The sequence below is a fragment of the Streptomyces sp. YPW6 genome, from assembly GCF_018866325.1.
In the GTDB taxonomy this organism is placed as follows: domain Bacteria; phylum Actinomycetota; class Actinomycetes; order Streptomycetales; family Streptomycetaceae; genus Streptomyces.
In genome coordinates this window covers 6,356,170-6,370,545 of sequence record NZ_CP076457.1, presented here as the reverse complement: position 1 = coordinate 6,370,545, position 14,376 = coordinate 6,356,170, and the positions used below count along the sequence as shown (strand labels likewise).

The window sequence follows — 14,376 nt, the reverse complement described above, 5'->3', positions numbered from 1 at the left end:
TCTCAAACAACGACCAGCCACCCACCACCCCGCCCGAAACCGGACGAGTTCACTGGGACCGGATCAGAAGGCTGCCTTACGGCCGTACCCTCAGATACCCAACAACGTGCCCGACACGACCGATCCCCCACCACGTTCCACGCCGAAGCAGTACTAGCAGTGATCAACCTGTCGTGCCGAATAGTCAACGTTCCACCCATGAGCTGACCACCGTCGGACATTTGCCGACGTAGTGGCTCTGGACCCCCGAAAGGGTCTAGATGCTCCTTAGAAAGGAGGTGATCCAGCCGCACCTTCCGGTACGGCTACCTTGTTACGACTTCGTCCCAATCGCCAGTCCCACCTTCGACAGCTCCCTCCCACAAGGGGTTGGGCCACCGGCTTCGGGTGTTACCGACTTTCGTGACGTGACGGGCGGTGTGTACAAGGCCCGGGAACGTATTCACCGCAGCAATGCTGATCTGCGATTACTAGCAACTCCGACTTCATGGGGTCGAGTTGCAGACCCCAATCCGAACTGAGACCGGCTTTTTGAGATTCGCTCCGCCTCGCGGCATCGCAGCTCATTGTACCGGCCATTGTAGCACGTGTGCAGCCCAAGACATAAGGGGCATGATGACTTGACGTCGTCCCCACCTTCCTCCGAGTTGACCCCGGCAGTCTCCTGTGAGTCCCCATCACCCCGAAGGGCATGCTGGCAACACAGAACAAGGGTTGCGCTCGTTGCGGGACTTAACCCAACATCTCACGACACGAGCTGACGACAGCCATGCACCACCTGTATACCGACCACAAGGGGGGCACCATCTCTGATGCTTTCCGGTATATGTCAAGCCTTGGTAAGGTTCTTCGCGTTGCGTCGAATTAAGCCACATGCTCCGCTGCTTGTGCGGGCCCCCGTCAATTCCTTTGAGTTTTAGCCTTGCGGCCGTACTCCCCAGGCGGGGAACTTAATGCGTTAGCTGCGGCACCGACGACGTGGAATGTCGCCAACACCTAGTTCCCAACGTTTACGGCGTGGACTACCAGGGTATCTAATCCTGTTCGCTCCCCACGCTTTCGCTCCTCAGCGTCAGTAATGGCCCAGAGATCCGCCTTCGCCACCGGTGTTCCTCCTGATATCTGCGCATTTCACCGCTACACCAGGAATTCCGATCTCCCCTACCACACTCTAGCTAGCCCGTATCGAATGCAGACCCGGGGTTAAGCCCCGGGCTTTCACATCCGACGTGACAAGCCGCCTACGAGCTCTTTACGCCCAATAATTCCGGACAACGCTTGCGCCCTACGTATTACCGCGGCTGCTGGCACGTAGTTAGCCGGCGCTTCTTCTGCAGGTACCGTCACTTGCGCTTCTTCCCTGCTGAAAGAGGTTTACAACCCGAAGGCCGTCATCCCTCACGCGGCGTCGCTGCATCAGGCTTTCGCCCATTGTGCAATATTCCCCACTGCTGCCTCCCGTAGGAGTCTGGGCCGTGTCTCAGTCCCAGTGTGGCCGGTCGCCCTCTCAGGCCGGCTACCCGTCGTCGCCTTGGTAGGCCATTACCCCACCAACAAGCTGATAGGCCGCGGGCTCATCCTTCACCGCCGGAGCTTTCAACCCCGTCCCATGCGGGACAGAGTGGTATCCGGTATTAGACCCCGTTTCCAGGGCTTGTCCCAGAGTGAAGGGCAGATTGCCCACGTGTTACTCACCCGTTCGCCACTAATCCACCACCGAAGTGATTTCATCGTTCGACTTGCATGTGTTAAGCACGCCGCCAGCGTTCGTCCTGAGCCAGGATCAAACTCTCCGTGAATGTTTACCCGTGATCGGGTGCACACACACGAGAGCGGAACAACCGGTCGGAATAAGACCCGTTGTTCACAGCGTCCTCGCTGTGTATTTCAAAAGGAACCGCGTCCCGACCAAACGGCCGGAGACGGGGTATCAACATATCTGGCGTTGACTTTTGGCACGCTGTTGAGTTCTCAAGGAACGGACGCTTCCTTCGGTCCCGTATCACCGGGTCCCTCCGGGCGCTTCCCTTCGTTTTCTTCTTTGTCCTGCTGTCTTGCGTTTCCGACTCTATCAGACTCTTGCGTGTCCGATTCCCGGTCGAAGCGGGCCGTGCAGTTTCGCTTTCCAGGTCCACCGCTTTCGCGCTTTCCCTTTCCGGCGTTTCCAACTTACCAGACTCTTTTCCGTTCCGTTTCCGGTCCGAATTCGATTTCCGGTGGCCTGTGGAGTGGCCTTGCCTTTCGGCGTGTCCACTACGTTAACCGATTCTCTCGGCAGCTCATAATCGAGCCGAAGGGGCGAATGACGAGCATGCCGAATTCGCACCCGCCAGGGGTGATTCGTAGGTAGTGGTGTGGCCGCTTCGAGTGGCTCGGTCCGGTCCGATGGACTGCGCCGAGAGCTGTACCCGTGTCAAGCGACTCGGACTACCTTAGGTGTCCGCCGAGGGCGCGTCAAGTCGCCTTCTGGGTCGGCCGATGACGAGGCGCGTGGGCACGGTAGGGACTCACTGTGGGGTCCTGGTCGATCCAGAAGCGCCACGGCTGGTGGGCTCCGTCGCCGCCCACTCCGGTGCGGGGTCCGCTCCGGACGAGGTCACGGGGCGGCGGGGTCCCGTGCAGGACGGACAGCGCCGGGGTGGGGCCGCCGAAGAGATCGCTGCCGTTCAGGCTGCGGTCGACGTCCAGGGCGGTGGCGAGGCGGGCCGGTCCTTTGGCCAGTTCCTTGTCGTTGCGGGCCGAGACACGTCGGTCACGAGCAAGGTGGGCGCCGACGTTGATCTCGCCGGCCCGGAGCAGGACTCCGCTCGCGTGTCCCTCCGGACCGCACACCAGGTTGAGGCAGTGCCACATCCCGTACGTGAAGTAGACGTACGTGTGACCGGGCGGACCGAACATCACGCTGTTGCGGGCTGTGCGACCGCGGAAGGCGTGCGAGCCGGGGTCGATCCCGCCCGCGTAGGCCTCCACCTCGGTCAGGCGCAGTTCGATCGTGCCCGTCGGCTCCCGGCGTACGAGGGTGCGGCCGAGCAGGTCCGGCGCGACCTCCAGGACGTCGCGGTCGAAGAAGTCCCGCGTCAGCGGAGTGCGGTCGAGGCTGTCCGTCATGGCGTCCGAGGGTACTGGGATCGCTGCGGCGGGAACCGGCTACCGTCGTGGCGCGTATGTAGGGGTCAGGACCAAGAAGGAGTGACTATGGGCTTCAAGCGGCTGCTCGCGAGCATGGGTGCCGGCGGTGCCTCGGTGGAGACCGAGCTGACCGAGGTGAACGTCGTCCCCGGTGGGGTCGTGCAGGGCGAGGTGCGGATCCAGGGCGGTTCGGTCTCCCAGCAGATCGAGGGGCTCAACGTCGGGCTCCAGGCGCGCGTCGAGGTGGAGAGCGGCGACCAGGAGATCAAGCAGGACATCGAGTTCACCAAGCTGAACCTCGGCGGCGCCTTCGAGGTGCAGGCGGGCGCGGTGCACGTGGTGCCGTTCGGCCTGGAGATCCCGTGGGAGACGCCGATCACGATGTTCGGCGGCCAGCACCTGCGCGGGATGAACATCGGCGTGACCACCGAGCTGGAGATCGCCCGCGCGCTGGACTCCGGTGACCTGGACCCGATCAACGTGCACCCCCTCCCGGCGCAGGAGGCCATTCTCGACGCCTTCCGGCAGCTGGGCTTCGGCTTCCGCAGCGCGGACATGGAGCGGGGCCACATCCGCGGGACGCGGCAGCGGCTGCCGTTCTACCAGGAGATCGAGTTCGTCCCGCCGGCGCAGTACCGCGGGCTGAACCAGGTGGAGCTGACCTTCGTCGCCGACGACCGGGAGATGGACGTCGTCCTGGAGATGGACAAGAAGGGGGGGCTGTTCAGCGAGGGCAGCGACTCCTACCGCGCGTTCCAGGTGGGACTGCACGACTACCAGCAGACCGACTGGGCGGCGTACCTCAACCAGTGGCTGGCCCAGGTCGGCGGTCAGCGCAACTGGCTCTAGGCGGCGGGACGCCCTCCGGAACGAGGGCGGTACGCCCCCTACAGTCGGGGAAGAAGGCAGACGAACCGATCAGGAGAGGTGCGAGACGTGACCGAGTCGAACAGGGCCCCGCTGCCGCATGACTTCCATCCGGAGGTGCCGGAGTTCACCGTGGTGAGCGACGACCTCGCACCGGGGGCGGTGCTGGGCGACGCGCAGGTGCTCGCGGCCGGGAACACTTCGCCGCACGTGCGGTGGGAGGGTTTCCCCGAGGGGACCAAGAGCTTCGCCGTGACGTGCTTCGACCCGGACGCGCCGACGGGCAGCGGATTCTGGCACTGGGTCCTCTTCGACCTGCCGGCCTCGGTGACCGAGCTGCCGGCCGGTGCGGGCAGCGGGGAGTTCAAGGGGCTGCCGGAGGGGGCCGTTCAGGCGCGCAACGACTACGGGGCGAAGGAGTTCGGTGGCGCGGCTCCGCCGGCCGGTGAGAATCACCGGTATGTGTTCACCGTGTACGCGGTGGATACGGAGAAGCTCGGGATCGACAGTGATTCCTCGCCCGCGGTGGTCGGGTTCAACCTCCGGTTCCACACGCTCGGGCGGGCACAGCTGATCGGTGAGTACCGGGCTCCCGCCGGCGATTAGTTCGTCTGCTGTTTGCCCTGCTCTGGTCTTGGATAGACCAGAGCAGGGCATTTTTTATTGCGTTGTCCATCGCGGCCTGCCCAGCCAGAGTTGATCCGGGCCTGCCAGGGGGCGGGCGGCACACGGGAGGTGGGCAGGATGCGTGACACGTTGGTTCTCAACGCCAGCTTCGAGCCGCTGTCGACGGTGACGCTCAACCGTGCGGTGGTGCTGATCCTGACGGACAAGGCCGTCGTCGAGCAGTCGCATCCCGAACTCCGTATGCGTGGTGCCGCCGTGGACATTCCGGCGCCCCGGGTGATCAGGCTCTGCCGGTACGTACGGGTGCCGTTCCGAAGACAGGCCCCGTGGTCCAGAAGAGGTGTGCTCGTACGGGACCAGTACCGGTGCGCGTACTGCGGGCGGCGGGCGTCCACCGTCGACCATGTGGTGCCGCGTGCCCAGGGCGGGCAGGACACCTGGCTGAACACGGTGGCCTCCTGTGCCGAGGACAACCACCGCAAGGCGGCCCGGACGCCGGAGCAGGCGGGAATGCCGCTGTTGAAGCAGCCGTTCGTCCCCTCCCCCGCCGAGGCGATGCTGCTGGCGATGGGGTCCGGCAGCCGCGCCGAGCTGCCCGAGTGGCTGGACCGGGCGGCCGCCGCCGCGTAGTCGGCGTACGTCCGGTGATACGGCATGGGCCCGTCCCTCCCCGGGGCGGGCCCATGCCTGTCAGCGGAGCAGCAGTTGCACGATGGCCATCGTGCCGACGGCCACGATGAGGGCGCGCAGGACGGTGGGGCTCAGCCTGCGGCCGACCTTGGCGCCTATCTGGCCGCCGATGGCCGAGCCGACCGCGATGAGGACGACGGCCGTCCACTCGAAGTCGGCGACGAAGAGGAAGAACAGCGCGGCGACGCTGTTGACGATGGCGGCCAGGACGTTCTTGACGGCGTTGAGGCGCTGCAGGGTGTCGTCGAGCAGCATGCCCATGAGGGAGAGGTAGATGATCCCCTGGGCAGCGGTGAAGTAGCCGCCGTAGACGCTGGCGAGCATCAGGCCGGTGAACAGGAGGGGGCCGCCGTCGGTGCGGGCCTCGGTGCCGGAGTCCTTCCGGCGGCGCTGCACGGCCTTGCTGATGCGGGGTTGCAGGATGACGAGGACGAGCGCCATGGCGACGAGGACGGGGACGATCGTCTCGAAGGCCGTGGAGGGCAGGGCGAGCAGGAGGGTGGCGCCGGTGACGCCGCCGATGGCGGCTCCGATGCCCAGTTTGATGATCCGGCGGCGTTGGCCGGCCAGTTCCTTGCGGTAGCCGATGGCTCCGCTGATGGAGCCGGGGATGAGACCCAGCGCGTTGGAGACCGTCGCCGTGACCGGGGGGAGGCCGGTGGCGAGCAGGACGGGGAAGGTGATCAGGGTGCCGGAGCCGACGATCGTGTTGATCGTGCCGGCTCCGACTCCGGCCGCGAAGACGGCGAGTATCTCCCAGATGGACAAAACCATCTCCTTCGTGTCAGTGACGCCTCCCCGCCATCAAGGTCGAGGGGCCTCACTGATCATGCACGAAGGGGTTTCCGGGTCAGGAGACCGGGGGTTCCTCGCGCCGTTCCGTCGCGGGGGCCGGGATGCCGCCCCTGGCTCCGCCGCCGCTGCCACCGTTTCCGCCGTCGCCGCCGGTGTTGAAGCCGGGCACGCCGCCACCGAGGTTGCCGAAGGCACCGCTGAGGCCCTTGAGGGCGTCGCCGATCTCGCTGGGCACGATCCAGAGCTTGTTGGCGTCGCCCTCGGCGATCTTCGGCAGCATCTGGAGGTACTGGTACGAGAGGAGCTTCTGGTCCGGGTCTCCGGCGTGGATGGCCTCGAAGACCGTGCGGACGGCCTGGGCCTCGCCCTCGGCGCGCAGGGCGGCGGCTTTGGCCTCACCCTCGGCGCGCAGGATCGCGGACTGCTTCTCACCCTCGGCCGTGAGGATCTGGGACTGGCGGATGCCCTCGGCGGTGAGGATGGCGGCGCGCTTGTCGCGGTCGGCGCGCATCTGCTTCTCCATCGAGTCCTGGATGGAGGTCGGCGGCTCGATCGCCTTGAGTTCGACGCGGTTGACGCGGATGCCCCACTTGCCGGTGGCCTCGTCGAGGACGCCGCGCAGGGCCGCGTTGATCTCCTCGCGGGAGGTGAGGGTCCGCTCCAGGTCCATGCCGCCGATGATGTTGCGGAGGGTGGTGACGGTGAGCTGCTCGATCGCCTGGATGTAGCTGGCCACTTCGTAGGTCGCGGCGCGGGCGTCGGTCACCTGGTAGTAGATGACGGTGTCGATGTTGACGACCAGGTTGTCCTGGGTGATCACCGGCTGCGGCGGGAAGGGCACGACCTGTTCACGGAGGTCGATCCGGTTGCGGATCGAGTCGATGAACGGGACGACGATGTTCAGGCCCGCGTTCAGGGTGCGGGTGTAGCGGCCGAATCGCTCGACGATGGCGGCGCTGGCCTGCGGGATGACCTGAATCGTCTTGATCAGGGCGATGAAGACGAGCACCACCAGAATGATCAGAACGATGATGATCGGTTGCATCGTGTCTCTCGTGCCCTTCGGTTGGCCGGTGGATCGCGGTGATCGGGGCCGGTTCTCATGGGGTGGGTGGTCGGCGGATTGCGGGCCGGACCGGGCTCCCCTGATGATCGGCATGATCGACTTCGAGTCTGGCAGACCTGGGCCCGCCCTGTGCGCGCTTCGGTCACATGACGACGGCCGTCGCTCCGTCGATGTCGACGACGTCGACCTGGCTGCCGGGCTCGAAGACCTGGTCGGCGTCGAGGGAGCGGGCCGACCAGACCTCGCCGGCGAGCTTGATGCGCCCGCTGTCGCCCGCCACCCGTTCCAGCACGACCGCCTGACGGCCCTTCAGGGCGTCGATGCCGCTGGCCTGCCCGGTCTGCCCGGCCCGGTGTCTGGCGGCGAGCGGGCGCACGACGGCGATCAGCGCGACCGACACCAGGACGAAGACCAGCACCTGGGCGACGACTCCGCCGCCGAGGGCCGCGACGGCCGACGCGGCCACCGCCCCGACGGCGAACATGCCGAATTCGGGCATCGCGGTCAGGACGAGGGGGATGCCCAGTCCCACCGCGCCGATCAGCCACCAGATCCATGCGTCGATGTCCACATGGTCATCGTAGGACTGTCGGTGCGTCACCGACAGGGCGCACGGGGGCCAACTCCGGTGAAATGCCTGCCGATCGGGGTGGGGAGGGTCAGGAGAGCGGCAGGCCGTGGGCGGTGTAGCGGTCGCCGGTGTGCTCGACGACGAGCGGCAGCCCGAAGCAGCGGGAGAGGTTGCGGGAGGTGAGCTCGGTCTCCATGGGGCCGGCCGCGAGGACCTTGCCCTGGCGGATCATCAGGACGTGGGTGAACCCGGGTGCGATCTCCTCGACATGGTGGGTCACCATGATCATGGAGGGGGCGTACGGGTCGCGGGCGAGGCGGCCGAGGCGGCGGACGAGGTCCTCGCGCCCGCCGAGGTCGAGTCCGGCGGCGGGCTCGTCGAGGAGCAGCAGCTCGGGGTCGGTCATCATGGCGCGGGCGATGAGGGTGCGCTTGCGCTCTCCTTCGGAGAGCGTGCCGAACTTGCGGTCCAGGTACTCGGTCATGCCGAGGCGGTCGAGGAAGGCGCGGGCGCGCTCCTCGTCGACGGCTTCGTAGTTCTCGTGCCAGGTGGCGGTCATGCCGTACGCGGCGGTGAGGACCGTCTGCAGGACGGTCTGGCGCTTGGGCAGCTTGTCGGCCATCGCGACGCCCGCCATGCCGATGCGGGGGCGGAGCTCGAAGACGTCGGTGCCGACGCCGCCGAGCTTCTCGCCGAGGACGGTGGCCGTCCCCTTGCTCGGGAAGAGGTAGCTGGAGGCGAGGTTGAGGAGGGTCGTCTTGCCGGCGCCGTTGGGGCCCAGGATGACCCAGCGCTCCCCCTCCTTGACCGACCAGGAGACGTCTTCCACCAGAGCGCGTCCGTCGCGGACCACGGATACGTCCACCAGCTCCAGTACATCGCTCATGGCGCGTTGTCTCCCCAAGCAGTCTCGTCGATCGTCGCGTGCCGGTGGGCACGGCTCCCAGGGAAAACCTACGCCACCGGGCGAGTGGATCGGGCGTGAGGTCCGTACCCCAGGCACGGCCCCGGTGTTCCCTAGGCTGTCGGCATGCTTGTCGAACCACGTTCAGGGTTGTTGGCCGCTTGGGGAAACGCGCTTCTGGCGGGACTCGTCTCACCGGACGAGGCGGCCCTCGCGATTGTCGGAGAGGACGCGGTGCACCGCGTCGAGGGACTGCCGGGTGAGGCGGGGCCGGTCGGGCTCACGCTGGCGCTCGGCCGGCTGAGGGGGCTGGGGGCGACCGGATTCCGGGTGGCCCTGCCGGTGCCGGGGCATCCGCTGGGACTGAGCGGTCCGCCGGACTTCAACGCGCGGGCGCTGGAGGCGGAGGAGGCGGTCGTCGCGTACGGGGTGCCGTACGGGCTGGTGCCGGAGGTGAGCGAGGCCGGGCCGGAGGGGGACCTGCACGTCGAGGTGGTGTGGCGGGTGCTGCCGGTGCGGGAGGCGCCGCCCGCGGATGTGCCGTCGCTGGGCGAGGCGGAGCGGGAGCTGGCGGAGGCGCTGCGGGATGCGACGGCGGTGCTGTCGCGGCTGGACGTGGCCGGTTCCGGGCCGGTGGCGGAGGCGGCGGTGGACGCGTACCGGGCGCGGGTGGAGCGGGGTCGCGGGCGCGACGTGCTGGCGCCCGGGTATCCGCCGCGGGCGGTGCGGGTGCTGGAGATGGCGCAGCGGGTGGGCCTGCTGGTCTCGGTGGCGTACGAGAACGGTCACGGCGGTGCGGTGAGCGCATCGGAGATCGCGGCGCGGGGGGAGGCGTTGCGGCCGGTGGAGCGGGTGGCCCGGCGGGCTCTGGTGGCGGCGTACAACGCGTATGTGGAAGGTGGGGAAGTGCGGCGGTAGGGGTGCGGGCCCGTTGTCCCCGAGCGCCGGACGGGCTGGGGTGGCGTGCCCCGGTTCCGGTACGGGAGTCCCGCTGGGAGGGGTCCGTCCTCGTGCCGTGGACGGGCTGAGGGTCCCGGTCGGGCCGGGACGGGACCCGGGGCGGGGCGTCCGTGGGCATGCGGGAGCCCCGCCCTCCGTGGTTCCGTCCTCGGACACCGGGCGGCTGGAACAGCGCGCCGGTCCGGCGGGAACAGCCGGGCAGCGGACGGGGAGCGGGCTGGGCGGGGCTTCCGGCGTCAGGGGCCGGTCAGTGGTTCACGCCGTGGTTGCCGAAGGCCGGGTTGAGCAGGCCCACGACGTTGACCGTGTTGCCGACCACGTTCACGGGGACGGCGACCGGAACCTGTACGAGGTTGCCGCTGGCGACGCCCGGGGAGTTGGTGGCCATGCCGTGGGCGTCGGCACCGCTGTGGCCGGTGGCGGAGGCCGCACCGGCGCCGGCGGCGATGAGCCCGCCCGCGATCATCGTGACGGCGGCGGCCTTCTTCAGCTTCTTCACTTCAGTTCCTCCCAGAGAGGCTGCGGCAAGCCGCCGCAGCACGTCCTGGAGAACGCCGTGCCGCCCGGAAGGATGCGCCGTTCGGGTGACATACACCCGACAGTATGAATCTCGGACCGCACGGGAACCGGCGTCAGCCCGCCGCTCCGTGGCGTACCGCCCACAGCGCCGCCTGGGTGCGGTCGGCCAGGTCGAGCTTCATGAGGATGTTCGACACGTGGGTCTTGACCGTCTTCTCCGAGAGGACGAGCGCCCGGGCGATCTCCCGGTTGGACCGGCCGTCCGCGATGAGGCCGAGGACCTCGCGCTCCCGCTCGGTGAGGGTGCTCCCCCGGCCCGTCCCGGTGCCCGCCTCCTCCTGGGTGAGGAGGGCCCCGGCGACCTCCGGCTGGAGCAGGACGTGACCGGCGTGGACGGAGCGGATGGCACCGGCCAGGGCGTCCGGGTCGACGTCCTTGTAGACGTATCCGGAGGCTCCCGCGCGCAGGGCGGGGACCACGGTGCGCTGCTCGGTGAAGCTGGTGACGATGAGGACCCTGGCCGGGTTGCCGGCCTCGCGCAGCCGGCGCAGCGCCTCGATGCCGTCGGTGCCGGGCATCTTGATGTCCATCAGCACCACGTCGGGGCGCAGTTCCTCGGTCCGGGCCACGCCCTCCGCTCCGTCGGAGGCCTCGCCGACGACCTCGATGTCGTCCTGGATCTCCAGGAACGTGCGCAGTCCGCGCCGGACCACCTGATGGTCGTCGACCAGCAGCACCCTGATGGTCTTGTCAACCACCGGGGACCTCCATCTCGATCGTGGCGCCCTTGCCGGGCTCCGAGGCAACGGTGAGTCGGCCGCCGACGCTGTTCGCCCGGTGGCGCATGGAGACGAGGCCGAGGTGGCGTCCCGCCCGCCGGACGGCGGTGGGGTCGAACCCTCTCCCGTCGTCGGTGACGCGCAAGACGGTGGCGGTGCCGCGCCGGGCCAGGGTGACGCCCACGCGCTGTGCCCCGGAGTGACGCAGGGCGTTGTGCAGGGCTTCCTGGGCGACCCGCAGCAGTGCTTCCTCCTGGGCGGCGGGCAGCGCGCGCACGCCGCGGCTCTCGAAGGCGACCTGGGCCCCGTGCGCCCGGTCCAGGACCTGGATCTGGGTACGGAGGGTGGCGATCAGGCCGTCCTCGTCGAGGGCGGCCGGGCGCAGTTCGACCACGGCCGCCCGCAGTTCGTCGACGGCTTCGGCGGCGAGGTCGGCGACCTGCTGGAGCTCGCCCTTGGCACGGACGGGGTCGCGGTCGACGAGGGCGGCGGCGGCCTGGGCGGTGAGGCGGAGCGAGAACAGCTTCTGGCTGACCGCGTCGTGCAGTTCGTGGGCGAGGCGGGAGCGCTCCTCGGCGATGGTCAGTTCGCGGCTGCGCTCGTAGAGGCGGGCGTTGGTGAGGGCGATCGCCGCGTGCTGGGCGAGGATCGAGAGCAGTTCCTCGTCCTCGGCGGTGAAGCCGCAGCCGCCCACGGGCTTGGGGCACGTCTTGTTGGCGAGGAACAGCGCGCCGATGATCTCGTCGCCGTCCACGATGGGCAGGCCGAGGAAGTCGGACATGTCGGGGTGGGCGTCGGGCCAGCCCTCGAAGCGGGGGTCCTCGCGGACGTCGGCGAGCCGTTCGGGCTTCGCCTGGTGGAGCATCGCGGCGAGGATGCCGTGCTGGCGGGGCAGCGGGCCGATGGCCTTCCACTGCTCGTCGCTGACGCCGTCGACCACGAACTGGGCGAAGCCGCCGTGGTCGTCCGGGACGCCGAGGGCCGCGTACTGGGCGTCGAGCAGTTCACGGGCGGAGGCGACGATCGTCTTCAGCACGTCGCCCACTTCGAGGTGCCGGCTCATGGCGAGCAGCGCGGCACTCACCGCGGCGAGGCCCGACGGTGGGCGATGACTCATGGGATCACCGTACCGGCGGGGCCCGGCGGCCGTATCGGGCCCGGGTCGGTGTCCGGCGGCCGTGGGCCTAGGACCGGTCGGGGCGGCCGCTCCGCCGGAGGGCGTAGGACCTCCCCGGACCTACGCCGAAGTGCCGGGTACGGGTGCGGCTCCAGGGCGAGGCGCCGTGCGGGCGGGGCTTCCTACGGTGAGGTCGCCGGGGGCTCCCGGCGAACGTCGAGGGTGCGAAGGGGACGGTCACCATGCCGGTCGCGATGATCACGGGTGGTTCGAAGGGGCTGGGACGGGCGTTGGCGGAGGCACTGGCCGGGGAGGGCTGGGACCTGGTGCTGGACGCCCGGACCGCCGGGGTGCTGGAGGAGGCGGCGCGGGAGCTGCGCGGGCGGTACGGGAGCCGGGTGGCGGCGGTGCCGGGGGACGTGACGGACGCGGCGCACCGGGCGGATCTGGTGGCGGCGGCCGGGGCGCTGGGCGGTCTCGACCTGTTGGTGAGCAACGCGAGCGTGCTGGACGCGGAGCCGCTGGTCAGGCTGGACGCGGTGCCGCTGGAGGGGCTCAGGCGGGCGCTGGAGGTGAACGTGGTGGCGGCGCTCGGTCTCGTGCAGGAGGCGTTGCCTGCGCTGCGGGCCTCGGCGGCGGGGTCGGTGGTGGTGGTCAGCTCGGACGCGGCGGCGGAGCCGTACCCGACGTGGGGTGGATACGGGGCGTCGAAGGCGGCGCTGGACCAGCTGGCGGCGGTGCTGAGCGTGGAGGAACCGGGGCTGCGGGTCTGGGCGGTCGACCCGGGTGACATGGCGACGGACCTGTACGCCGCGGCGGTGCCGGAGGGGGCGGACGAGGTACGGCCGTCGCCTCGGAGCGTGGCGCCCGCGTTCCTCCGGCTGGTGCGGGAGCGGCCGGCTAGCGGGCGGTACACGGCCCCGGCCCTGCTGGAGGGGTCGGCGGGGCAGGGCGGGGACGCGCGATGACGGCGCGGAGGTCGTACGAGGGCGATGTCGCTCTCGCCGCGCTGGGACCGGGCGGAGCGGAAGGCTCCCGGCCGGGCCCGGCCGGCGCGGGGGCGACGGGCGCGGGCTCCGGGGCGCGGGCGTGCCCTCACCGGACCCGGGCGGGGCCGGGCCCGGTGCGGCGGCCGGCGTGGTCTCCGGGCTGTCCACCGCGCGGCCGGCCGGTGCGGGGGCGGCGGCGGGCGCGGGAGCCACCGCTCTGGAGGCTCTGCGAGTGCCGGACGCGTTGTCGGCACGTGTGCCGGCCGAGCAGCGCGGGGCAGGGCGGGACGACGTGCGGCTGCTCGTTTCCCGGGGGCGGGCGGTCGCGCACCACGCGTTCCGGGAGCTGCCTGAGCAGTTGCGGGCCGGTGACGTGCTGGTGGTGAACACGTCCATGACGCTGCCCGCGGCGGTGAACGGCCGGGTCGGCGGGGAGCAGGTCGTCGTGCACTTCTCGACACGGGGTGCGGACGGCCGGTGGGCGGTGGAGCTGCGGGCGCCGGCGGGGGCTGGGGTGACGGGGCCGCGGCCCGGTGGTCCGGCGGGGGCGGTGGTGCGGCTGCCGGGCGGGCGGGCCCTGGTGCTGGAGGAGCCGCTCGGGCCCGCGGCCGGGGCCCGGCTGTGGTGGGCGCGGGTGCCGGAGCGGGTGCCGGAGCTGCTGCACCGGTACGGGCGGCCGATCCGCTACGGGTACACGGACCGGGACCAGCCGCTGTCGGCGTACCGGACGGTGTTCGCGGTGCCCTCCCCGGACGGGAGCGGTTCGGCGGAGATGCCGAGCGCCGCGCGCCCCTTCACGGTCCCGCTGGTGGCGGAGCTGGTGCGCCGGGGGGTGCTGTTCGCTCCGTTGTCCCTCCATACGGGGGTGGCCTCGGCGGAGGCGCACGAGCCGCCGTACCCGGAGCGGTTCGCGGTGCCGGCGGCGACGGCATGGCTGGTCAACGCCGTACGGGAGGCGGGTCGCGGGCGGGTCGTCGCCGTGGGGACGACGGCCGTGCGCGCGCTGGAGTCGGCGGTCGGCGCGGACGGGGCGGTGCGGCCCGCCGACGGGTGGACGGACCTCGTGGTGACGCCGCGGCGCGGGGTCCGGGCGGTGGACGGTCTGCTGACCGGGCTGCACGAGCCGCGGGCCTCGCATCTGCTGATGCTGGAGGCGGTGGCGGGGCGCGAGGCGTTGCGCCGCGGGTACGAGGCGGCGCTCCAGGAGCGGTACCTCTGGCATGAGTTCGGGGACGTCCACCTCATCCTGCCGGATGAGGAACGTAACGCTCCGAATTGCTCCAGCAACGAATGGTGAGACTGTTACCTCCCCGATGTGAGCCCAGGCATAGGGTGCACGTCACTTACGAACACACCTAGTGGG

14 protein-coding genes and 1 rRNA gene are annotated in these 14,376 nt (G+C 69.7%); 6 read left to right on the top strand and 9 right to left on the bottom strand.

Annotated elements, in window-relative coordinates; translation table 11 throughout:
- Positions 1-271: 271 nt before the first annotated feature.
- Together KME66_RS27930 and KME66_RS27925 are read right to left on the bottom strand one after the other, a co-directional pair.
- Positions 272-1,799 (bottom strand): 16S ribosomal RNA (locus tag KME66_RS27930).
- Between the two features lie 655 nt (positions 1,800-2,454).
- Positions 2,455-3,108, bottom strand: a complete 654-nt coding sequence (locus KME66_RS27925) for a DNA-3-methyladenine glycosylase (protein ID WP_216327247.1) — start codon at positions 3,106-3,108, stop codon at positions 2,455-2,457.
- Positions 3,109-3,195: 87 nt separating this feature from the next.
- On the opposite strand from KME66_RS27925, the gene KME66_RS27920 reads away from it, so the two are divergent.
- From KME66_RS27920 to KME66_RS27910, 3 genes are all read left to right on the top strand, one after another.
- Positions 3,196-3,978, top strand: a complete 783-nt coding sequence (locus tag KME66_RS27920) for a sporulation protein (protein WP_073217168.1) — start codon at positions 3,196-3,198, stop codon at positions 3,976-3,978.
- An 87-nt stretch (positions 3,979-4,065) separates the two neighbouring features.
- On the top strand, positions 4,066-4,602 hold the full coding sequence (locus tag KME66_RS27915) for a YbhB/YbcL family Raf kinase inhibitor-like protein (RefSeq protein WP_073217171.1): 537 nt from the start codon (positions 4,066-4,068) through the stop codon (positions 4,600-4,602).
- A gap of 138 nt (positions 4,603-4,740) precedes the next feature.
- Positions 4,741-5,253 carry an HNH endonuclease gene (locus tag KME66_RS27910; RefSeq protein ID WP_073217174.1) on the top strand — a complete coding sequence of 171 codons (513 nt, stop codon included), beginning with the start codon at positions 4,741-4,743 and terminating at the stop codon, positions 5,251-5,253.
- Positions 5,254-5,313: 60 nt separating this feature from the next.
- On the opposite strand, the gene KME66_RS27905 is transcribed toward KME66_RS27910, so the two are convergent.
- From KME66_RS27905 to KME66_RS27890, 4 genes are all read right to left on the bottom strand, one after another.
- Positions 5,314-6,087, bottom strand: coding sequence for a sulfite exporter TauE/SafE family protein (locus KME66_RS27905; protein ID WP_216327243.1), 774 nt, complete (start codon positions 6,085-6,087; stop codon positions 5,314-5,316).
- A gap of 76 nt (positions 6,088-6,163) precedes the next feature.
- Positions 6,164-7,153 carry an SPFH domain-containing protein gene (locus tag KME66_RS27900; protein ID WP_216327240.1) on the bottom strand — a complete coding sequence of 330 codons (990 nt, stop codon included), beginning with the start codon at positions 7,151-7,153 and terminating at the stop codon, positions 6,164-6,166.
- A gap of 163 nt (positions 7,154-7,316) precedes the next feature.
- Entirely contained in the window at positions 7,317-7,745 is a 429-nt protein-coding gene (locus tag KME66_RS27895; RefSeq protein WP_216327228.1) for an NfeD family protein, read from the bottom strand.
- An 88-nt stretch (positions 7,746-7,833) separates the two neighbouring features.
- On the bottom strand, positions 7,834-8,631 hold the full coding sequence (locus KME66_RS27890; RefSeq protein ID WP_073217186.1) for an ABC transporter ATP-binding protein: 798 nt from the start codon (positions 8,629-8,631) through the stop codon (positions 7,834-7,836).
- A gap of 144 nt (positions 8,632-8,775) precedes the next feature.
- Between KME66_RS27890 and KME66_RS27885 the strand changes: the two genes are divergently transcribed.
- Positions 8,776-9,567, top strand: a complete 792-nt coding sequence (locus KME66_RS27885) for a hypothetical protein (RefSeq protein ID WP_216327226.1) — start codon at positions 8,776-8,778, stop codon at positions 9,565-9,567.
- Between the two features lie 289 nt (positions 9,568-9,856).
- Here KME66_RS27885 and KME66_RS27880 read toward each other — a convergent pair whose 3' ends face one another.
- From KME66_RS27880 to KME66_RS27870, 3 genes are all read right to left on the bottom strand, one after another.
- On the bottom strand, positions 9,857-10,108 hold the full coding sequence (locus tag KME66_RS27880; RefSeq protein ID WP_073217193.1) for a chaplin: 252 nt from the start codon (positions 10,106-10,108) through the stop codon (positions 9,857-9,859).
- Between the two features lie 133 nt (positions 10,109-10,241).
- Positions 10,242-10,886: a response regulator transcription factor gene (locus KME66_RS27875; RefSeq protein ID WP_216327225.1), complete on the bottom strand. Its 645-nt coding sequence runs from the start codon at positions 10,884-10,886 to the stop codon at positions 10,242-10,244.
- On the bottom strand, positions 10,879-12,024 hold the full coding sequence (locus KME66_RS27870) for a GAF domain-containing sensor histidine kinase (protein ID WP_216327222.1): 1,146 nt from the start codon (positions 12,022-12,024) through the stop codon (positions 10,879-10,881). The genes KME66_RS27875 and KME66_RS27870 overlap by 8 nt, the downstream gene beginning before the upstream one ends.
- 242 nt (positions 12,025-12,266) lie before the next feature.
- Here KME66_RS27870 and KME66_RS27865 point away from each other — a divergent pair, with 242 nt between their 5' ends.
- Both KME66_RS27865 and KME66_RS27860 read left to right on the top strand, forming a co-directional pair.
- Entirely contained in the window at positions 12,267-12,992 is a 726-nt protein-coding gene (locus tag KME66_RS27865) for an SDR family oxidoreductase (RefSeq protein ID WP_216327219.1), read from the top strand.
- A 238-nt stretch (positions 12,993-13,230) separates the two neighbouring features.
- The gene (locus tag KME66_RS27860) at positions 13,231-14,310 is read left to right on the top strand and encodes an S-adenosylmethionine:tRNA ribosyltransferase-isomerase (RefSeq protein WP_253208622.1); all 1,080 of its coding nucleotides are present in this window, start codon (positions 13,231-13,233) and stop codon (positions 14,308-14,310) included.
- The last annotated feature ends 66 nt before the right edge of the window (positions 14,311-14,376 follow it).